The 21236-nt window shown below is 61.8% G+C and carries 19 protein-coding genes; 2 read left to right on the top strand and 17 right to left on the bottom strand.

Annotated elements, in window-relative coordinates; genetic code table 11:
• Positions 1-96 precede the first annotated feature (96 nt).
• The 16 genes from VSP_RS07235 to VSP_RS07160 form a co-directional block, all read right to left on the bottom strand.
• Positions 97-549 (bottom strand): hypothetical protein, encoded by a 453-nt coding sequence (locus VSP_RS07235; RefSeq protein WP_009959709.1) that lies wholly within the window; start codon positions 547-549, stop codon positions 97-99.
• Positions 550-1179: 630 nt separating this feature from the next.
• Positions 1180-1623 (bottom strand): arsenate reductase ArsC, encoded by a 444-nt coding sequence (locus VSP_RS07230; protein ID WP_029190252.1) that lies wholly within the window; start codon positions 1621-1623, stop codon positions 1180-1182.
• A gap of 23 nt (positions 1624-1646) precedes the next feature.
• Entirely contained in the window at positions 1647-2675 is a 1029-nt protein-coding gene (arsB, locus tag VSP_RS07225) for an ACR3 family arsenite efflux transporter (protein WP_269724126.1), read from the bottom strand.
• 87 nt (positions 2676-2762) lie between these two features.
• Positions 2763-3230 (bottom strand): DUF6428 family protein, encoded by a 468-nt coding sequence (locus VSP_RS34325; protein WP_009959706.1) that lies wholly within the window; start codon positions 3228-3230, stop codon positions 2763-2765.
• Positions 3231-3244: 14 nt separating this feature from the next.
• On the bottom strand, positions 3245-3643 hold the full coding sequence (locus VSP_RS39025; protein WP_009959705.1) for an ArsR/SmtB family transcription factor: 399 nt from the start codon (positions 3641-3643) through the stop codon (positions 3245-3247).
• Positions 3644-3751: 108 nt separating this feature from the next.
• Positions 3752-4786 carry a phosphate ABC transporter substrate-binding protein PstS gene (gene pstS, locus VSP_RS07210; protein WP_029190251.1) on the bottom strand — a complete coding sequence of 345 codons (1035 nt, stop codon included), beginning with the start codon at positions 4784-4786 and terminating at the stop codon, positions 3752-3754.
• Positions 4787-4866: 80 nt separating this feature from the next.
• Positions 4867-6132 (bottom strand): organoarsenical effux MFS transporter ArsJ, encoded by a 1266-nt coding sequence (gene arsJ / locus VSP_RS07205; RefSeq protein ID WP_009959701.1) that lies wholly within the window; start codon positions 6130-6132, stop codon positions 4867-4869.
• 16 nt (positions 6133-6148) lie between these two features.
• Positions 6149-7162 (bottom strand): ArsJ-associated glyceraldehyde-3-phosphate dehydrogenase, encoded by a 1014-nt coding sequence (locus VSP_RS07200; protein WP_009959700.1) that lies wholly within the window; start codon positions 7160-7162, stop codon positions 6149-6151.
• A gap of 49 nt (positions 7163-7211) precedes the next feature.
• Positions 7212-7631: an ArsR/SmtB family transcription factor gene (locus VSP_RS39020; protein ID WP_157210775.1), complete on the bottom strand. Its 420-nt coding sequence runs from the start codon at positions 7629-7631 to the stop codon at positions 7212-7214.
• A gap of 160 nt (positions 7632-7791) precedes the next feature.
• The gene (locus VSP_RS07190; RefSeq protein ID WP_009959697.1) at positions 7792-8520 is read right to left on the bottom strand and encodes a prolipoprotein diacylglyceryl transferase; all 729 of its coding nucleotides are present in this window, start codon (positions 8518-8520) and stop codon (positions 7792-7794) included.
• A gap of 444 nt (positions 8521-8964) precedes the next feature.
• Positions 8965-11385, bottom strand: a complete 2421-nt coding sequence (locus VSP_RS07185; protein WP_009959696.1) for a PVC-type heme-binding CxxCH protein — start codon at positions 11383-11385, stop codon at positions 8965-8967.
• 14 nt (positions 11386-11399) lie between these two features.
• Positions 11400-12815 carry a N,N-dimethylformamidase beta subunit family domain-containing protein gene (locus tag VSP_RS07180; protein ID WP_198141339.1) on the bottom strand — a complete coding sequence of 472 codons (1416 nt, stop codon included), beginning with the start codon at positions 12813-12815 and terminating at the stop codon, positions 11400-11402.
• Between the two features lie 772 nt (positions 12816-13587).
• Positions 13588-15018 (bottom strand): radical SAM protein, encoded by a 1431-nt coding sequence (locus VSP_RS07175; RefSeq protein ID WP_009959692.1) that lies wholly within the window; start codon positions 15016-15018, stop codon positions 13588-13590.
• Positions 15019-15052: 34 nt separating this feature from the next.
• Positions 15053-15400 (bottom strand): hypothetical protein, encoded by a 348-nt coding sequence (locus VSP_RS07170; protein WP_009959691.1) that lies wholly within the window; start codon positions 15398-15400, stop codon positions 15053-15055.
• Positions 15401-15426: 26 nt separating this feature from the next.
• The gene (locus tag VSP_RS07165) at positions 15427-15723 is read right to left on the bottom strand and encodes a hypothetical protein (protein WP_009959690.1); all 297 of its coding nucleotides are present in this window, start codon (positions 15721-15723) and stop codon (positions 15427-15429) included.
• Between the two features lie 123 nt (positions 15724-15846).
• Positions 15847-17226 carry an MFS transporter gene (locus VSP_RS07160; protein ID WP_029190248.1) on the bottom strand — a complete coding sequence of 460 codons (1380 nt, stop codon included), beginning with the start codon at positions 17224-17226 and terminating at the stop codon, positions 15847-15849.
• A 109-nt stretch (positions 17227-17335) separates the two neighbouring features.
• On the opposite strand from VSP_RS07160, the gene VSP_RS07155 reads away from it, so the two are divergent.
• Positions 17336-18274, top strand: coding sequence for a carbohydrate kinase family protein (locus VSP_RS07155; RefSeq protein WP_009959688.1), 939 nt, complete (start codon positions 17336-17338; stop codon positions 18272-18274).
• Between the two features lie 170 nt (positions 18275-18444).
• Here the strand turns inward: VSP_RS07155 and VSP_RS07150 are convergent, their stop codons facing one another.
• The gene (locus VSP_RS07150; RefSeq protein ID WP_009959687.1) at positions 18445-19932 is read right to left on the bottom strand and encodes a hypothetical protein; all 1488 of its coding nucleotides are present in this window, start codon (positions 19930-19932) and stop codon (positions 18445-18447) included.
• A 129-nt stretch (positions 19933-20061) separates the two neighbouring features.
• On the opposite strand from VSP_RS07150, the gene VSP_RS07145 reads away from it, so the two are divergent.
• Positions 20062-21009 carry a 2-dehydropantoate 2-reductase gene (locus VSP_RS07145; RefSeq protein ID WP_009959686.1) on the top strand — a complete coding sequence of 316 codons (948 nt, stop codon included), beginning with the start codon at positions 20062-20064 and terminating at the stop codon, positions 21007-21009.
• The last annotated feature ends 227 nt before the right edge of the window (positions 21010-21236 follow it).

Genomic DNA, 21236 nt, shown 5'->3' with positions numbered 1-21236 from the left:
ACGCAGCATGCATGCAACGCGAACAACCACGGTCAGGTGCCGGCTGCAATCTCCGCAGCGCAGCGCACCAGCTTCACAGGGAAGGCCAGTCTCTTCTCAAATCAAAAGCGCACCATAGAGGATGGCGCAGGGCGGCCCTGTAGGTTCAGGGTGATGCGAACTGTCCCGGGTCCATGCCGGGGTGGGCGCATCGCCTAAAGCTGCGCGATCAATGATAAAGGGGTCTTCCGCGAGCAACGCCACGGTCGGCAGCGGAGCATCCACATGAGGCGTGGCTGGGAAGGCCTGATCGCTTTCGGTGGAGGCCATGCGCCAACAATCCTCCGTGGTGAACAGGATGGCGGAGACAGCTTGTTGAGGCGATTCTGGAGAGGTTGCAGTCATCTGCGCCCCGGCAGACTCATCCGGGCATTCGCCGCAGCAGGCCTCCGGGGCCTGGCCCAAGGCAATGGCTCCAGAGCACAGGCACTGCACCACCGTCTGCCCCTGCAATGCAAAGAGCATGGTGGAGAGCAGCAGCAAGATCAGTGCTCGAACGCGGCGCGCCATGTACAGCTATTCTAAGGGGACGGTGGAGACAATGCAAGGGCGGGGTGAGATGAAGGATTGCTCACACGAAGGCACAAAGGTCTGTTGGGACTTGGAGATGAGGGGCGAAGGTGGGCTGGAAGACGCTTCAGTTAGTGCCTCCTTACGTCGACAACTACACTGGCGCTGGGCGGATGGTGGTCAAACACCCGTGGGTGGGTGTTTTGGGCGTGAGCCATCAGCGTATGTGCGGATACAGAGGGTGTTTCATCCTGCCTTCTGTCGACTGATCAACAATACCGGCCGTAGTTGTCGACGTAAGGAGAACGAACCAATCGCGCGCGTTTTTGGGGTGGCCGCCAAGGAACCGATCCCGGCTCAGTCCGCAGAGCCAATCCCCGAAGGGGATTTCTAACACAGCCCAGGGTTGGACGAGCCTCAAGCGAGTCAACCCTGGGTACCTCCGCGGAGGACGATCAGGTGGGAAGGCCGACTGCATCTGCTTTCTCCCCACCGCCATCAACACCCCCACGTCGGTCTCGCAGGTTCCTTGGCAGGCACTAACTGGCTGCGAGCGCTGTTGTGCACACAAACAAAGAGAACTTTCAGCTTTCTGGAATTCATAGGGAGTGAGCTTCTGGTGGTGGATGATCAAGCTGATCGGCGCATTTCATCTTTGCGCCCCGCAGCATACGCCTCAAACACGGCGCGAATCTCATCCCGCACGCGACGGAACACGGCCAGTTGCTCCTCCTCGGTGCCGGTGGCATGGGCAGGGTCATCAAAGGGGAAATGGTGCCGGTTCACCCTGCCGGGAAACATGGGGCAGACCTGGTCGGCCCCGCCGCAGACGGTGATGACGGTCTCCACCGGCTGGTTCAGGAAACCATCCAGGTGTTTGGACTCGTGTGCGGAGATGTCGAGCCCGATCTCGGCCATGGCCTTGATGGCGAGAGGATGCACATAGCCGGCGGGCTTGGAGCCGGCGCTGGCCACTTGATAGCCTTCACCGAGCGCCTGGCGCAGTATGCCCTCGGCAAGGTGGGAGCGGCAGCTGTTGCCGGTGCAGAGGACGAGAATGAGGGGTTCAGACATGATGGGGCCCATGGCGCGGAGGTTCAATTGAGGCCAAACACCCTTTTTCGCAACCAGAACGCCACGTGCACAAGGCCAATTAATGCGGGGACCTCGATCAAAGGGCCAACCACGGCGGCAAAGGCCACGCCAGACTCCACTCCAAACACGGCAATGGCCACCGCAATGGCGAGCTCAAAATTGTTGCCGGATGAAGTGAATGCGATGCTGGCGGTGCGCGGATAATCCGCCCCCAGACGAGACGCCATGACAAAACTCACCAGAAACATCACTGCGAAATAGATCACGAGTGGGATGGCGATCCTGACCACGTCGAAGGGCAGCCGTACGATGGTGTCACCTTTGTAGGTGAACATCACCACAATGGTGAACAGCAGCGCAGCCAACGTCAGCGGCGAGATTTTAGGCAGGAATGTTCCCTCATACCATGCCGCCCCCTTCCAGCGCACCAGAAAGATCCGGCTCAACAAGCCGGCCGCGAAAGGAATGCCCAGATAGACCATCACGCTCCAGAAGATGTCCGACATCGCCACATTCACGGCGACCCCCTTGATGCCCACCCACTCTGGCAAGACGGTGATGAACAGCCAGGCGTACCCGCTGTAGAAAAAGATCTGCGCAATGCTGTTGAGCGCTACCAGCCCTGCGGCGTACTCGGCACTTCCTTTGGCCAGATCGTTCCACACCAGAACCATGGCGATACAACGTGCGAGGCCGACGAGGATCAAGCCGACCATGTAGTCCGGGTGGTCACGCAGCAACAGCACCGCCAGCCCCCACATTAACACCGGACCAATCACCCAGTTTTGCACCAGAGACAGGATCAGGATCCGGGTGTTGGCAAAAACCTTCCCTAGTTCATGGTACCGCACCTTCGCCAGGGGAGGGTACATCATGAGAATCAAACCGACCGCCAGCGGCAGATTGGTGGTTCCCACCGTCAGGGGTTCGAAAAAGGTTTTTGCATCACGGATTCCGAAGCTCCCGATCAAGATCCCCGCCCCCATGGCGGCGAAGATCCAGACCGTGAGGTACCTGTCCAGGAAGGACATTTTTTTAGCAACACTTTCCATGGCTCCAAGACTGAATTGACGTCCAATGCACCATCCTCTGCATCTGCCCCCACCGGCAGAACGAACTTAGCAGCACCCAGTGCCCGCGCAGCAGGCCTCTTTGTCCCCGCTTCCCGCGGCCGGCAATCCGCAGAGCTCCATGGCCAGGCAGGCAGTGTGTTTGTGATCCAGGATCAGCACCACCGCATCGGCCCGCACGTCGTGGTCTTCGATGACGTACTGGGAAATAACTTCATCTTCATACTCCACCTCCACCGGGATGCTCTCATCTGGCAGATAAGGGCGGGCTTTCTCCAGAATGGCGGCCATCTTCCCCGTCTCAATGCGGTGATGGTAATCCTCACCCACCCACACCTGGAGCTGGCAGGCCAGGGTTTCCCGGAGCGTGCCACCGCAGTCGAGGAAGGTCTTTTGCACGCGCCCCACCTCCGTGACATGGAAGGAGACTGGCACGGCGGTACCGTTGGGGAGCTGGATTTGAAAGAGCTTGTCGGAGTGGCTCTTCAGCAGGGTTTTAAGTTCGAGCAGGTTCATGACATTCAGTGGGGTTAACATTTGCTCAGAGCGCCCGCCGGTTTTCGCGTGGCGAGTTCAAGGGGAGCAGGGCAGCAATCCTGCTCACGAAGAGCAAGACGGGCAACGGCACTGGCTGCGTCCGCCCGAAGCACGGAATCCAGGGTGTTTGAGACTGAAAAAAACGTGTCCAGGGATTGCACCAGCTTGCGATGGCGGGACTCCATCCTGTAATAGACCCATTTCCCCCGCCTTTCGCTGTTCAGAAGGCCGGCCTTCCTGATGACTTGTACGTGACTTGAAACAGACGACTGGGGCATCTCCAGAATGTCTGCGATCTCGCATACGCAAAGGGCCTCATTCAGGATCAGGTGAACAATGCGCAGGCGGGTTTCATCCGCCAGCGCATGGGCAAATGCGACGAGGGCCTTCATGACGACTTTAATCGTAACGAGTTTTTTCGTTACGTCAATCGTCTTTTTTCATATTGTCCAGCGGCCCTGCTGCGGCACCTCTATTTTGCCGGCTCATTGGCCTCCGGATCAGGGAACCTTGACTTTCTTCAGCGCGGTCAACACCTGCTGCTCCAGCGGCGTCGGCAGGGGCGCGTAGTGCATGTTGATGGCCAGGTCATCTCCACGGGTCAGCGCCCACCGGATGAACTGGACCAGCTTGCGGTTTCTGGCGAGGTCCTTCCCATCACGGTAAACCAGGAGCCAGGTGGCCCCCACAATCGGGTAAGCCGACTCCCCGGGGGCGTTGGTCACACTGAAGCGGAAATCTTCAGCGACCCTGGCGGTGGTCAGGGCCGCCAGGATGGTCTCCACACTGGCCCTGACGGGGTTGCCCTCGCTGTTGATCAAGGCGGCATGGGGCAGCTTCTCCTGCAGGGCGGCGGCCAGTTCCACGTAGCCCACGGCACCCGGTGTGGCCTTGACAACCTCGGCCACTCCTTTGTTTCCTTTACCCTTTTGTCCGGTTGGCCAGGCAACGGACTTGCCATGCCCCAGCTTGTCCTTCCACTCAGGGCTCACTTTGGCGAGGTACTCGGTGAAAATGGCGGTGGTACCGCTGTCATCCGACCGATGCACCACAGTCACCGGCAGGTCTGGAAGATTGAGTTTGGGATTGAGCTGGGCAATGCGCGGGTCATTCCAGCGGGTGATGTTTCCCAAGAACAACGCCGCGACGGCGTCTCCATTCAATACGATGGCATCCCCACCGGGCACATTGCACGCCACCACCACGGCCCCGGCCACAGTGGGGATGTGCAGGATCTTGCCATCAGCTTTGGCCAGCTGCTCATCTGAAAGCGGCGCGTCCGAGGCACCGAAGTCAACATTCCGGGCGAGGATCTCCTTCTGGCCTCCCCCGGACCCGATGTAGCCATACTCGAAGCTCACGCTCACGTCGTGCTTCTGGTACTCGCTGAACCATCGAGAATACACGGGGTACGGGAACGTGGCACCGGCTCCTTTGAGCATGACCTGGGCTGTGACCAAAGATGGCGTGGCAAAAATGGCCAGGACGGCAAGCGCACCGATGGCAGGAATATTGCGTGGGAATGCGTGGTTCATGGTATAACTTATCGGGTTGATCTTCTGCAACGGGAAGGCACTGAACATGGAAAGCGCATGACGGCGTGCGCTGACCGCACCTAGGATGCGGCCTCCCGCAAGAGGGTGCGACGCGGAAGCGCCAAAGAGAGTCCCACTGTCACGGCCACGAGGACACTGGAGGCAAGGAGACACAAAATCATGCCGCCGCGCTCACCCTGGCGGAGCCCGACCTCGTAGAGCCAGCCCGAGAGAACCGTGCCAGCGAGACGGCCTCCAGCATTGGCCATGTAGTACAGCCCTACATTCATGGCAACCTTGTCGTGATCCGCGTACGAGAGAATCAAGTAGGAATGAACGGCGCTGTTCAATGCAAAAACCACCCCAAAGAGGATCAGGCCAGACACAATCACCAGGGAAGCATCGCCGCCCTGCCGCAGACACAGGGCAATGGTGGCGGGCACCACCGCCAGCACGATCGCCAGCCACAGGGCAGTGCGACCGTCTGGACCGCTTCCAGAAGAGTTCTCCCGCCCCCCACGCATCAGGGCTGGAGCTGAAGCCTGGACAAACCCGTAGCCAATGACCCAGAGGGCGAGGAAACCACCCGCCTGCCAGAACGGCCACCCGAGCACGCCGCGCAGGAAGACTGGCAGCGCGACCACGAACCAGACATCCCGCGCGCCAAAGAGGAAGAGACGGGCGAGGGAGAGCAGGTTGATGGAACGCTGGTTGGAGAAGAGATGGGAGAACTTTGCCTTCTTGTTGGCCGCGCCCAAACCTCCCTTCATCAGAACCGCTGCGGCCACCAATGCAGCCGCCACCACGCCAAAGAGCGTCCAGACCGAGGCTTGGAACCCAATCAGTGACAACAGCAATCCTCCGAGAAAGAACCCCACACCTTTGAGCGCGTTCTTGCTGCCCGTGAGGACTGCCACCCATTTGTAAAGCCTCCCCTCCCCGTCACCGGCAACAAGTTTCACAGCACTTTTGCTGCTCATCTTGGTCATGTCCTTGGCAATGCCCGAGAGCGCCTGGGAGGCCATGACCCACACGACGGTGAGGCCGGCGGCCGGCATGGCCCCCAGCATGGCCAAGGCAGCCAGTTGAGTACCCAATCCCAGAAAAAGCGTGGACTTGAGCCCAAACCTCGCCCCGAGGTAGCCCCCCAGCAGGTTCGTGACAATGCCAAAGAACTCGTAAAGAAGAAACAATGACGCAACCTGCCAGGCGCTGTAGCCGAGATTGTAGAAGTAGAACAGAACGAGCGTGCGGATGGCACCGTCCGCCAGCGTGTCTGCCCAATACGCGAGGGTGACCACCGCGTAGTTGCGGACGGAGGACTGACTGGTGCGGGCTGAGCTCATGTCTGTCTCCTCGAACTCAGGGTTGCAGGCTGCGAGCCACCTTCCGCGCCAGCTCTGCGTAGCGGTTGGCATAGCCCCATTCGTTGTCATACCACGCCAGGATCTTCACCTGCGTGCCATTCGTCACCATGGTGGAAAGGGCGTCCACAATGGATGACCGGGGATCATCCTTGTAGTCCACGGATACAAGGGGCCGGGTCTCAAAGCCCAGGATCCCGGCCAGCGGGCCGTGTGCTGAAGTTTGCAAAAGCGAATTCACCTCCTCCACCGTCGTGGGACGGTTGACCTCAAACACCGCATCCGTCAGAGAGGCATTGAGCAGCGGCACCCGCACCGCCACACCGTCGAGCCGGCCTTGCAGCTCAGGGAAGATGAGGCCGATGGCCGTCGCCGAGCCCGTGCTGGTGGGGATCAGGGAGAGGCTGGAAGCCCGGGCCCTACGGAGATCCTTGTGCGGAGTGTCCAGGATGGACTGAGTATTGGTCATGTCATGAATCGTGGTGATCATGCCATGCTTGATGCCCAGCCCCTCGTGAATCACCTTGACCACGGGAGCGAGGCAGTTGGTGGTGCAGGAGGCAGCAGTGAGCAAGTGATGCGTCTCAGGATCATACAGATGGTCATTGACCCCCATGACCACATTGAGCGCCCCGGTTTTCACCGGTGCAGCCACGATGACCTTTTTCACCCCTGCTCTGAAGTAAGCATCAAGCTGCTCGGGGGTGCGAAACTTGCCGCTGGCCTCCAACACGATGTCCACCCCCATGTCACCCCACGGGGTCGCACCCAGCTCCTTGTTGCTGGAGTGAGAGAGCGTTTGGCCGTCCACCGTCAGGGTGGTGCCACTGCCGCTGGTCTCCCGGTTCCACCGGCCGTGCACACTGTCAAAATACAGCAGATGGGCGGAGACCGCTGCATCGCCCCCGGTTTCATTGATGTGCACAAACTCGAGTTCGTCGCAGCCCCAAGCCGCGCGAAAGGCCAGCCTGCCCATTCTGCCAAATCCGTTGATGCCGATTCTAATTGCCATGGTGGTGTGGTTGAAAATGAAAGGGTTCGCGGGCTTCCGTGATGTCTTTTCAGGAGGCGCAGCAGGTGCGGCGCTTTACCGGGCGCTTGCCGCCCGCTACAGCAGGTTTCACAAAGCCCACGCAGCAGCTCCCGTCATTGCCGCGTTTGGCCAGACGGAGCTTCAGCTGCCTGGCATCCGCCTTGAGCACGGCATCCTCAGAGAGTTCCCGCTCCTGAAGGCGGAACATCGCCCGCGTGGCCGCCATCATGGGCTTCGCCAGGGTGTAGTAAACCCACTTGCCCTCCTGTCGCGTGTTTACCAATCCCGACTGCCGAAGGAACTGCAGATGCGTGGACAGCGTGGATTGCCTCAGGTCCAGGACATCGCAAAGTTCACAGACACACAGCTCCCCATGCTTCAGCAAGTTGATGATCCGCACGCGCACGGGTTCTGAAAAAGCTTTTCCGAGAATCAAGAGTGTTTGCATCGTCATATCGGGCTATGACGATATGAACTGGCCCACCCGTTAGCTCAAGTGCCGATTTCGTCACAATGCAGACCTCGCCCGCACATCCACCCAAGCCCCCTTCCAGCCCGATAGTGCCGAGCGGTCTGGCAATAGACGGCCGTTCACGCGGCTCCAGGACTCACCGGCTCTCCGCTGGTGCCATGCCTTCAGCGTTCCTCCGACGCACTAACATTAAAGCTCCCAGCCCGGCCATCACGAGCGCGGCGATTTGATAGACACTGATCACCCCTGCCAACTTGGGGGTGACCCGCATCCACTCATGCAGGAACCGGAACACGCCGTAGCACAGCAGATACAGAAAAAAGAGCCGCCCCTGCCACTCCGGCCGCTTCCGCAGCACGAAGAGCAGGCCAAACATCACCAGCTGAAACACCAACTCCACCGGAGCGGAGGGCCAGCGGGGCACGCCCTCGGGATCGCGCATGGCCAGCAGGCGGTTCGTGGTGGGCTGCCCCAGGCAACAGCCCTGGAGCACACACCCCACCCGCCCCAGCGCGATCCCCAACGGGGCGATCAGCGCAAAGGCATCCCCCGTGGACTTTCGGTAGCCGATGGCCCACTTCATGAACTCCACCCCGGCGTACCCACCCAGCAGGCCGCCCACCACCGTCTTGCCTGTTGCCAGACGGAACCACCGGTCGGCCATGTCCCAGTCCCGCCAGCCCTCCGCCAGGAGGTAGAGCACCTTCGCCCCCAAAAACGCGCCCCCCAGGGCACCGATATACACCGGCAACATGGCAGGGTTTTTCCGGGAGCGGATCCACCAGTACGTCGCACTCAGCGCCAACGCTGCCAGCAGTGTCCAGCGATAGGGAGGTGAGGCGCTGAGGGAGTCGGACCAGTGCACGGGGACTTAGGACTTAGGAATTAGGAATTGGGAATGTTGAATTAGGAATGGGGAGCGTGAGTGGGCGTTATTCGGGCGAATGTTCGCGCATTCGTTGGATGTGTCTTGGGATTTTTCAGTGGGGAGCGCACGCTTGGGGGAAGGTAGAAGAGCCGTCTCGGCTCTTGGTTGCGGCTGGAGCAGCCGGTCTTGGGACCGAGGAAGCAATGTGGTCGGCAGGCACGTCAACCGGACCGCAACATGCAATCGGCCATTTGCATATGGAGTCCAAGATCCGGGACGGCTCTTCTACCTTTCCTGCGGCGGGAGTTGGTGGCTGGGTGGACGCGATGGGAAGCTTGGGGAGCGCAGGCGGCTCGCCTGCTGCGAGGGCGGCTCGCCCGAAGCTTAAGTTCAGGAGAATGCACACACCTTCGCTCCGATGCAGAGTTCCCGGCGGCTCACTCACAACTTCCTCAACCGCGCCAGCAAATCCGCCATGTCCTGGGGCGACACGATGCTCTCCAGGCCATCGGGCATCAATGAGACTGGCAGGGTTTTTATCGAACCGATCTCACTCCTTGGCACGGGCAGATCCACGCCGCCGGGGAGGCGGAGGCTGATGGCTCCTGGTGTCTCGGCGGCGATCAGCCCGGCCAGGATGCTGCCGTCCTTCTTGGTGACCTGGGTGGTCGCATTGCGCTGTTCCACCGCCCGGTTGGGATCCAGGATGGCCTCCATGAGCTGCTCCACAGGCTTGGCCGCCACCGTGGCGAGATTCGGGCCCACTTCCACACCGGCAAGGCCGAGCTGGTGACAGGCGATGCAGGCTTTCTGATAGACCTTTTCTCCGCGGTCGGCATTGCCCTCCAGCCCGGCAACCTTTGCCAGATACTCCTTCACCACCCTGGCACGATCAGGATTGCTGCGAGTGAGGACGGGCAGGTTCGAGGAAGCCGCATCATGCACCCGCCGGGCCGGGAACCAGGCCGCGAGTTCATCAGGATGAACATTCTGGCTGCCCGCGGCCAGCCGGGCTGCTCCGCGCACCTTGGGATGAGCGGACTCCAGCAGACGGATCAACGCGGGCCGCTGCGATTCATCCAGCAAGGCGGCAGTCCAGGCCGCCTGCAAGCGGCACGGCAGAGTCAGCGCCTGATCGTCAGCCATTTCCTCTAACCAGGGCAAGGCGGCAAGATCCCGCTTCTCCAGCAGCAGCCGCTGCGCCGTGTCCCGCTGCCAGCGGATGCTGGAGCGCATGGCGGCCTGGGGTTCCAGAGCGCGTGCAGGCGCGCCCGGCTTCACGGCGGGACCGCTGATGCGATAGATGCGCCCGAGTTCCTCGCCCGCCCGCAGATCGATGCCCCGCGTGATACCAGCCGGGATCCACTCCGGATGTTCCAGGACCATGCGATACATGTCCACCACATAGAGCGCGCCATCCGGCCCTTCCCGCACCTGCGTGGGGCGAAACCAGTTGTCCCTGCTGGCGAGAAACTCTGACTCCGCATCATCCGGGTGGCGGCGGCTGGTGAGCGGAAACGCCTCGTAGTCCAACACGTCCCGCCGGATGAGATTGTTGGCCGGCTCACAGATGAGCAGGGCGTCATATGCGCCATCATGCCACGGCATGGGCGAGCACGCAGCAGTGAGCACATGGGTGGCGCCTGCATGGTTGAAGCGCTTCACCGGCGGGCTGATGGTGAAGACCTTCACATCCGGATTGAGCGTGGTACGGATGGAAGCGGGCACCTTTTCCGGATGCGCCTCCATGTAGCTCATGGGAATGTGATAGTGCCAGCCCAAGGTGCTGTTGTTGTTGCCGTACCAGTTGCCGTAGTCGTCCCGCCACTTGCCATATTGGGACCGGCCCGTTTCCAGCCGGAACTCGCCTGTGTCCGGATGAAAGCGAAAATCATAGGTGCCCAGGTTGACCTTACGGCCGGACTTCACACTGGTGACCTCACCCCCGCTGTCACCATTGGCTCCATAGAGCCAGCCGTCCAGCCCCCAGGCAAAGCCGTTGACCAGATGCTGGGGATTGCCTGCTGTAAAACCCTTGAACCACGACTCGCGCTGGTCGCACCTGCCATCCCCATCCGTGTCCCGCGCATAGACGATATCGGGGATGGCGGAGATGAAGACGCCGCCTTTCCAGAAGGCCAGCCCCGTGGGGTGACGCAATCCGTCCAGGAAGAGCGTGGCCTGATCGTACACATGATCCCCGTCCGTATCCTCCAGGATCTTGATGCGGCCAGATTGCATGGGCGACACCGTGCCCCCATCCCCCCGCCCATCGGTGGTCTTTTCCCCGGGGGCAAAGGGATAGTCGCCCATCTCCACCACCCACATGCGACCTTTCTCATCCCAGTCCACAAAGACCGGGTCCTGCACGAGAGGCTCCTTCGCCGCCAGAGCCACCGTGTAGCCGGCGCGGAGCAGGAGCTTCTTGAGCGATTCTTCCGCAGACAGGGGCGACGGACCCGGCACGCGCAGCAGTTCCTGGCGGGTCAGGAGCACCTTGCCCTGGGCATTTTTCAGACCGCCCGTGTCGAGCACCACGCCGGTGGCCTTGCCCTCGCCATCCACCAGCAGCGGCAGGCTGAGGGGATCCCCCGCCGCGCCTTCGCGCAGCACTTCCGTCCAGCCCCGGCTCCACTGCACATTCTTCTTCTCCACCGGGTTATAGAGGTAAACACCATACCGCCGGGGATTGGAGACGATGAGATCCTCATGACCATCGTCATTGAGATCGGCAAAGAGCAGGCCGCCCTGTTTAGCCGACTCAGGCAGCGGGGCGATCTTTGATGCCTGCTCAGGAGTGAGCGCGGCCACAGACATGGCGAAACCCAGTCCGGTGATGAAGAGTGCAATGTAGTGTTTCACGGCCCGCGAGAGGTTTAGCCAGCTGTCTGCGAAAGGCGATCCAGGAGGTTTCGAGTGATGCGCTGCACCGCCACATCCCCACCCTGCAGGCCATGAGCCCAGTCCGTGGTGCCCGCAGTGAAGACGGTGCCACCGCGGGTGTAGAGCCCCATGCAGGCCGCACCGATGCGCCCCTTCTCCCAACGTTCATACCACTCTGCATCATCCGGATGCCAGCGCACCGGGCAGGTGGCCAGCACCTCGAAGTCCTTGGGTGTGCCATCGCGACTGGTGGCAAACGGCAGACCGTCTTTCCACTCCAGCTCGCAGCCATCGCACTCATAACCCACGATGGTGTCCTTGCCGCCCAGATCATCATCGCGACGCAGGCCGGTGCCGGCAAAGATCCAGTGGTCCGGGCGATGCACCTTGTAGGCCGCAGGCTCCTCCATGAACTGGCCGTGGCTGCGCCGGTATCCGCCCCACAGGAAGCCCACACCGGTGAGTTGATTCTCCGGGCGCTGCACCAGATGGTGGCTCCACAGCGTGCTGAGGGTCTTGAACTCCCGCGAGGCGAAGACGGGATCGAGGTGATAATTCTGCTTCCAACAGGTGAAGGCATCGCCGCCATCCTCATTGCGCACCTGCCAGCAGCACGTGTTCCCGCTGAAGAAGGCGACGTTACCCCCCTTCCCGATCCATGCCTCCAGATGATCCCGCATGGGGGTGGACCAATACTCGTCATGGCCCACGCTCAGCACGAGCTGATAGCTGGCGAGCATCTCCGGGTGATGCTCCAGATCACTATTGGCCGCAAACTCCAGAACATAACCATTCGCCTCCGCCCACTGCACAAAAGGCAGCTCCCAGCGGGAATACTGCGAAGCGGCCGGGCGCTGAAAACTCACCCGGTGACCTGCATTGTTGGAGAGGCTGTTGTAGGCGTAGATGCTGAAGCCGCCCCAGTTATTGTAGGCGTTGTAAGTATTGGTGGCCAGTTGCAGCAGGATCTTGGAGGTGCTGCCGGGGCGGGCCTGCCGCACAATGAAGAAGGCAGACGACTCCGCGGTGCGGCGGTTGTGCAGGGTCCACTTGCCCCCGGCGTCCGCGATCTTCAAGCGGACCTCATAGTAGCCAGACTTCCACTCCGCCCCCACCGGCACACGGATCGATTCCGACCAGCCGCAGCCTTTAGCAGAGGCATCCTCCGGCACGATCTGCCGCTTGCCAGCAACGCCGGACTTCTGCCAGACCACCTCACGCTTGGCCCCGAGCCGGGCCACCTCGATCTCACAGGCGGCCTCGCTGGTGGTGATGTGCAACGGCACCTCCTCCCCCTGAGCCACGCTGAGCTTTCCGGCGTACCCTTCGATGAAGAAGTCCGCGTCAGGCTCCGCCGCCGACAAAGCCGACGCCCCCAAGGCCAAGGAAATGAGTGTGCGCCGTTTCATTTACGATCTACGGCTCTGGCAGGGGAAATCTTGGGAGGAGAATATGATGAATTAGAACCGCCAAATGATCATTTTATGAACATGGGCGGGATTGAGTTCTTTCCTATGCCGCGCGGTGGCGGTGATCTGACGTCGCGATAACACGGGGAAACCGAATCTCATCTGAAATGCACCACGCTGGATCATGCGGACCGTGAGCCGACTGAAGATCGGTACTCCAACACTGAGGACGGTTGTGAGAGAGACGCACTGGGTCCTTGTGTCCTGACCGCCTAAAGGCCAATGCCATCAGGGAAAAGGTTGGGCAGAGCGACCAACGCCGTTGCATGATGATACTGAGAACCAACGGTCCGGAGTCATACCAGCCTGGGGCAGCGCCCCAGGTTAGGGGTTGAAAGAGAATCGGAGGGCAGAAAGCCCGGCCTCATCAATCCCGCCCACGACGAGCATTCCTGAATGACCCCGGGCCTACAGCCCTCAACCTCTAAAACCAACGCCAACCTTGGGCGTTGCCCAAGGCTGCTATCATGCCGGGCTTTCAGCCCTCAGCTCGTTCGCCAAAGGCGAATCATCGACCTCACCAGCTTTTCCCTGATGGCATTGGTCCCGCATGCGGGACGGAACTCCAACCCTGCTGGCGAAACGGAGAGGTTGGAGTTCCGCTTTTGATCGGTCAGGCTCTTCGTTCACCGCATCCCTGATCTCCAGACTACCCAGGCCTCAAGTCTTGCGTCTGGTGTCTGGCAGTCTTTTGTCTCCCGCGCAGCGGGCCTCACGGTGCTGGCTTGGCATCCGGGAATCCCGAGTAGTACCGGCAAAACGAATCCAGCTTCCCATCCGGGCGGATGACATGGGTGCAGCAGCGGTCGATGCGGTCCTCATCCCAGGTCCAGGCATCCATGAAGGGCTTGACCATGATGCGGAAGGCCATGCTGCGGGTGCGCTCCATGAGTTTCAGGAGTTCGCCCAGCTCGGTGTTGTCGCATCCACATTTCGCCAGGTCGTCCAGGGTGTAGTGCATCTTGTCCTGCAGAAAGCCCTGAAGCTGGGTGAAATCCAGAAACTGGCTCACCGGCCAGACGTTGGCCCCCTGGCGGATGAGGTAGCCGATGGTGGCGCAGTTGGGATCGCCACACGGCAGCGGTGTAAAGTCCTCGAACTTGAGTTTTCCGCCCGACTGGGCGACGACGTTGAGAAGGATGTCTGCCGTGTTGAGCCGGTCCGTCCTGGACCGGACGGTCTTTTGGAAGGGGGAGGCTGGAACGCCCGTCGCATGCCCCCGGGCCGAGGCGGCGAACCCACGACCGCTCTCGAACACGGGCTGAAACGTGATGCCGTGGACGGAGGTCTGGCCCAGTCCGTAGCTGACGGCGTCCCAAAGGTTGGGCAGGTTGTCCGGCGTCACGGCCATGGCCAGCGTGACAGGCAGGTCCGCGGCGGCACAGTGGGCCAGGGCCTGCTCCCGCATGGCGCGCAGGTCCCCGCCGCGCAAGGCCTTCTGACCGGCGCTCTGCACGCCATCAAACTGGAGGTAGAGCTGCACCCCTGTGCCCTGGAAGGCTGAGTTGAGCCGCTTCGCAAAATCCGGGTCCTTCGCCAGAAGGACGCCGTTGGTGTTGATCAGCGTGAAGTCGATTTTAGGGTGAGCTTTGAGCCAGGCGCAAAGCTCAAAAAGCTGCGGGTGCAGGGTGGGCTCCCCTCCGCTGAGCTGGAGAATCTCAATGCCGCCCTTCCGGTCCACCACCCCCTGTACGCGGGCCTGGATCTCCTCCAGCGGTACCGCATCCACCTTCATGCCGGTGCCGATGGGCGAGTCTGCATAGCAGGTGGGGCAGGCCAGGTTGCAGGAGTTAACGATCTCGATGAGCGCCAGACAGGTGGAGAGCACCTCAAAGGGGCCCTCCTCCCGGCCGGCGGCATTGCGCCCCAGCGTGCCTGCGGGTGCCCCCTCTGCCGAGCAACAGGCCCCGCCGGAGCAGCAGGCACCACCCCGGTTTTCATCACTGCCCTGGGCCAGCCAGTAGAAGCGCTCGTCACTGGCCAGGCAGGCACTGAAGTCACCGTGCAGGGCACAGGTGCGCTCCATGTGCACCTGGCCAGCCCGCTTCACCACGCGGGCAGGGCACTTGATCCCGCAGACCGGGCAACGGGAGGTGGTTTCCTTCAGCAGGATGCTGGAGCCCGCAGGAGTCCGGGATGACATGGGAGGGAATGAGGAAAAAGGGCGGGGGGGAGGACTAGTGCCAGTTCTGCGTGGAGAGGAACCCAATGCAGGCGACGAACCAGACAGCGGTGCCGATGGCCACACTGGCAAGCATGAAGACGATGGAGAAGCCAATCGCGGCGCCGACCCCCATGCCGCGGTTTCGCGAGAGGCCCACCGCCACCCAGATGGAGGCGGCAAGCTGGGAAAGCAGCGCAATAGCCGTGAGTCCGAAGAGAATGGACCCGTCCTTGTCTTCATCCGCAAAGAGCCACGGCAGACCTGGCAGGAGCACCGAGACCAGCACCCAGGTGATCCAGCGGGACTTCATGGGCACGTGCCCGGGCAGCAGCGGCGGCCCCCCGCCGGAGGGTGGCGGCATGGGTGGAGGAGAAATTTCACCGGCGCTCATGATCCCAGCACCTCCCGTGCGATGGTGTTCCACTCGGCATCGATCTCCGCCGGACGTTTGCTGGGCTTGCGGGCCTTGGCGTACCAATAGCCGGCGTTGCTGATGTCTCCCTCAATGAGGTGCAAGAGCGCATGGATCCATGAGCCCATGGGGGTGTGAATCTCCTGGGCAATCTCGTGAGCCTCGTGCCAGTCCCCTTTTTTGGCGAACCAGAGGGCCTTGGCCTCTTCCGAGAGATCTTCCGCCGGAGCTGGATCGCTCTTGGCGGAGGCGGCAAGTTCTTGGGCAGTCATGGCGGCAGGCTAGCGTATCCCGCCTCGTTCTGCGAGTGTGATCACCCGGTGGATTGCAAAAAAAAGAAAAGGGAGAAGGCCGTGAGACCTTCTCCCCTTAAAATTCAGAAACAGGAATAAGGACTAGGAGTCTTCCGGCAGGGGTTTGCCTTTGGTCTCGGGAAGGAACAAGAGCACGATCAATCCAAGGAGGAAGATGCCGCTCATGTAGGTTGCCGCATTGCGGAAGGCATCCAGCTTTGCTTCCGTCGTGGTCGCCCCGGCCTTGAGGTGCGCCTGAAGGGCACCCAGCGTGAAGGGACCACTTGCCGCCACGAAACGACCGACGTTGTAACAGAAGCTGACACCAGTACTACGCAGACGGGTGGGAAAGAGTTCCGGGAGATAAATGGCGAAGCCGGCAAACAGCGCAAGCTGGCACCCGCCCATGATGGCGCTCATCCACACATCACCCTTGCCACCGAAGAACTGGAAGAAGCCAACCGTGGCCAGCAAGGCTGCCACAAAGGCGATGGCAAAGGCCGGCTTGCGCCCCATCTTCTGTGCCAGTTTCGTCATGAGGATCATGCCGATAAATGCACCGATGTTCTGGACAATGGAGTTGATCCCAATCCAGCGAGCCTTGGCACCAGCGATCTCATTGGCTGGCACATTGGCCTCGACCAGGGACTTCTCGATCACCCCGCCGACCAGCTCCGGGCTGAAGAACCCGATACCCCAAAGGCCAATCACTCCGGCTACGCAGAGCACCATGCCCAAGAGGGCGGAGCGACGCCAGCGAGCGACGCCAAAGAGAGAAGCATACGACCCAAAGGCCACCCCGGCCACGCGACCAGCTTCACGGGCCTTAACCCACTTTTCAGGCTCCTTCAGCTTCAGCTGAATGAACACCACCAGGAACGCTGGCGCGGCCCCGACAAGGAACATCAATTTCCAGGAGAAATCAGGGCTGATGGCTTTGGATTCCACCAGGCCGCCCACCCACATGCTAATGAGACCTGCGGCGACGTTCCCCACCGCGGAAAGTGCCTGTAGCGTGCCGAGAGCACCCGCACGGGCGTGGTCAGGAAGAGCGTCAGCGGTGAGAGCCACGGCAAGGCCGAAGACGCCGCCTACTCCGAGACCCGTGATGAAACGGTAGATGGCAAAGTCAATCCAGCCTTTGGACAAAGCCGAGAGACCTGTGAAAACGGAGTACATGAGCACCGTGATGGTGAGCGTCTTGGCGCGACCAATGCGATCGCCCACAGAACCGAAGATCAGCCCCCCTGTCGCCCAACCTGCCACAAAGATGGATGTCGCATAGCCACCATAAAGGCTGGCGTCATACCCCTCAGGCAGCAGGGTTTTCATCGCCGATCCACGGGCCAGAATGAAGAGCTGCTGGTCAAGGCAGTCGAACATCCAAGCGAGGGATGCCATGGCGAAGACGAACCAGTGGTAGCTCGTGAGGCCCTTCCACCATGGGGTGTTATCTGAAGTTAATACAGGACTTTGACTCATGGGCGCGGAGTTTGGGAGAGGTGAAGTAGGATGACAACCAAGAATTGAGGGCTACGGCTGCAATTCCGGCGGGCTATCATTTTTCACTTTTCGACTTAAGATCCAGGGCATGTTTTACGTTCCCGCCCCCCTTGCCAGCCCGGAACTTCCCGCAAAAGAGGTGCTGGGCGTGGGCGCTGCCACCTGGGATCGATTTGTGGTGGTTCCAGAGTTCCCCCAGGGGGATGGCGTCACCCAGGCTCTGGAGTTGCACGAACAGGGCGGCGGACCGGTGGCCACGGCTTTGTGTGTGATGGCGGCCCTTGGAACGCCCGCACGGCTGCTGGACACTCAGGGGGACGATGCCGTCGGACAGGCGATCCTGGAGGAGCTGCGAATGTTGGGAGTGCGAACCGAGTCGATCGCCATCCACCCGGGCGCTCGTTCGGCCCTGGCCCACATCCTCGTGCGACAGCGCGACGGGGCCCGTCACATCTTTTTCCACCCTGCGAACTGCCCCGAACCTGATGCTGAGGTGATCCTAAGCAAATCCTTTGGCAAAGTGGGTCTGGTGCATCTCAACGGCCGGCATGAAACGGCGGCGCGACAGGCCCTGACGTGGGCGCAGGAGGCCGGGGTGCCGGTGTCCTTCGACGGCGGGGCCGGGAGATATCGCGAATCCATTCGCGATCTGGTGTTGGGCAGCGGCCTGCGCATCCTGGCGAGCAAGTTTGCCTGCGCCTTCACCGGGGCGGGCAGCCTTGAGTCCGCCGCGGAGATATTGCGCAAGGATGATCCGGAGCTGCTGGTCATCACCGATGGCGTGAAGGGCTCTTGGATCTGGCCACGGGGGGAGCCATCATTTCATGAACCCGCGGTAAAGGTCGAGAACGTGGTGGACACCACGGGCTGCGGGGATGTGTACCATGGAGCCTTTTTGCACGGCTGGATGCAGCAGTGGCCCGCCCGCCGCTGCGCCCGCGTGGCCAGTGAGATGGCGGCGGAGACGGCCAAGCATGTGGGCGGGCGCGAGGCGATCCGGAGAATCGGTAGTTCAGTAATTCAGTAAAACGGTAAACCAGTGGACCTTGGGAGAGCATCAGGGACGGAGTTGGTTGGCGTGGAGCACCCATGGCGAACCCTCCGGGTTCATGACATAACGTGCAACACTGACGCACTGACGCACTGACGCACTGACGCACTGACGCACTGACGCACTGACGCACTGATTCACCGTCCTCACCCCGCCCGGGCCATGCCAATGCCAATCGCCACGGTGGGCTCTGTGGCGTCGGCAAAGGCGACGGGGCCGGGTTTGCCGCCCTCGTCGCGGTAGTCGCTGCCGATGGAGTAGAGGCAGCCTTTCTCGGGATTGTAGCGGAGGGCTTCGCCTGTGTAGGGGTCGATGCCCACGGAGTCGATGTAGCTGCCTTTCAGCGCGTCCAGAGTAGCGGGCAGGCGGGCCTCGGTGATGACATAGCGCCGGATGGCAAAGAGAGTCATCACCGCCTCATGGCGGAAACGGGCCAGATGCACGCGGTCAGGCAGCGTTTCATAGAACCCAATGCGGGACTGGTAGTACTCCGTGCCGGACCAGTTGGGGTCAAAAAGCGGGCGCCGGGTGGGCAGGCGGTGCTCCAGGCGGGAGGACATCTTGCCACCCCGCGCATAGGCCGCCAGCACGGGCTCTTTCTGGAGTTCGCGGAAGCTGTCAGCGAACTGGCGGAGCGTGGCGTGAGGCTTGAAGAAAATCCACCCGGTGCGCGCAGGCAGGTAATAGGGCGGCAGTGGGGGTTCATCCTGCGCGGGACCGATGAGGAGCTTCCGCTCGTACGCATAGAAGCCCTTCATGGCGGCGCGCAACCGCTCCATGGAGGGCGTGAAGGGCTTGAACTCCACCTCCTGCAGCCGCTTAAGCCGGCCCGCATCCAGTTGGGTGTTGCGCAGGAGTTCGGCCAGGGAGGCGGTTGACGCCTCGTGAAATGCCAGGGAGCGGTCCATCAGGGAGGGCCAGGCATCGAGCTGCTCCAGCAGCCCGCCGAGCACGGCCAAGTCGATGGCGGCAAGGAACGACGCCTCCTCCTGCCCACGACGGGAGAGGTAGGCGCTCTCCACCTGTTTCATGAGCACCACGGCAGGCCAGGCCCGGTCCGCGCCGAAGTCGGCCTTTTTCCACTCCACAGAGCGCGGCTGCCACTCCAGATCCTTTTCCTCCAGGAGATCGCGGAAGTTATCCAGCACCGCGCTGTGCTGCTCCAGCAGGGCGGAAAGGGTGGGCGTGTCCCACTGCCACACAGGAGTCTGCGGCAGGCCCTCCCGGCGCACGGACTGCGCCGCAGAGAGCATGGCCTTCAGGCGACGTACAGCCGCCATGTCTGAGGGGGGGCTGCCTTCCGCCGGCCCGGGCATGACATCGCTGTCGAACGGGGGAGATTCATCCCGCAGATACGCAAAGACCCCCAGCACGGTGGCCAGCAGGGCAAAGAGCAACCAGGTCAACTTGGAAGGCGGGCCCCAGCCGGTCTGGCTCTCCTGCCGTGGCTCATTGTCGGACGGCGAGGGCTCCTTGCGGGGCCGACCCCGCTCACGGGGCGGGTCCCTCTCGCCTTCCTCATCGCGAGCGCGCCCACGACGGCGTGGCACCACGACGTCCTGCTCCTCGTCCTCATCGAACCAGCGATGCTCGGGTACAGGATTGCGACGACGGCGGCGGGGTGGCTCCGACATTTGCACTGGATCATGCCACGCCCCGGCGCGGGTGCAACGTGGGAACCGCTTGAGGCGTAGGCAAAATGGCGGCTTCATCCCCGGATGGGTCGTCACCCCATCCCTTTCGCCCTTTTCCCCAGTTCCCCCATGGCGCTTTTCAATCATCATCTGCCCGACTACCGCATCGCCATCGTCGGAAGCGGCGCTGTTGGCTGCTACTACGGCGGTCGTCTGGCCCAGTACGGGCGGGACGTGCACTTCCTCATGCGCAGCGACTATGACCAGGTGAAACGCCATGGCCTAAAGATCCTGAGCAAGCAGGGCGACGCCCATCTCCAGGGGGTCAAGGTGCACCGCACCGCGGATGAGATCGGCCCGTGTGACCTGGTCATCATCGCGCTCAAGACCACCTCAAACGAGGCGCTGCTCGAGATCATCCCGCCGCTCCTGCATGAAAAGTCCATGCTGCTCACGCTGCAAAACGGCCTGGGAAACGAGGAACTGCTGGCCGGGCACTACGGAGCAGAAAGGGTGCTGGGCGGCCTCTGCCACGTGTGCATCAACCGCACCGCGCCAGGGGTGATCCAGCACCTCGCGCAGGGCCTGATTGCCCTGGGCGAGCACTCCGGCTGGCCCCAACCGCGCACGCATGAGATCGCCTCCGAGTTCAAGCGGTGCGGCATCGTCTGCAACGTGGAGGAGAGCCTGGCCACCGCCCGCTGGCGCAAGCTGGTGTGGAACATCCCTTTCAACGGCCTCTCCATCGTTGGGGGGGAAGGCCGGACCGGCCTGGATACCGCCCAGATGCTCGCCGACGACTCCCTCACCTACCTCGTCCGCGCCCTCATGCACGAGGTGATCGGAGCCGCGCGCAAGCTGGGCTGCGAGATCCCCTCCTCCCTGGCGGATGACATGATCAAATCCACCAAGGCCATGGGCGGCTACCGCACCAGCAGCCTCATCGACTACGAAGAAGGTCGTGAAGTCGAGCTCGACGCCATCTGGGGTGAGCCCCTCCGCCGTGCGGCCAACGCCGGAGCCGAGGTGGGGAGGCTGGAGACGCTGTATTACCTGCTGAAGCGGAAGCTTGGTTGAGCCAGTGCGTCGGTGCGTCTGAGCCAGTGCGTCGGTGCGTCTGAGCCAGTACGTCAGTGTGTCAGTGGGCAGTGCGTCAAGGTGTTGGGGGGGGCACCCGAGTACTTGGTATGTCGGACAGCTTGCGGAAGTTGTTGGTCGTTGAAGTTTCAGCGTTGCCGTGCGCCCTCTGAATGCCGCCCCAGCGAGTAGAGTCATGCGATGGGGCGCGGCCTCACCGCGTAAAC

Origin of the sequence: Verrucomicrobium spinosum DSM 4136 = JCM 18804 (assembly GCF_000172155.1) — a bacterium.
In the GTDB taxonomy this organism is placed as follows: Bacteria; Verrucomicrobiota; Verrucomicrobiia; order Verrucomicrobiales; family Verrucomicrobiaceae; genus Verrucomicrobium; species Verrucomicrobium spinosum.
This window is presented reverse-complemented; position numbering and strand designations above follow the sequence as displayed.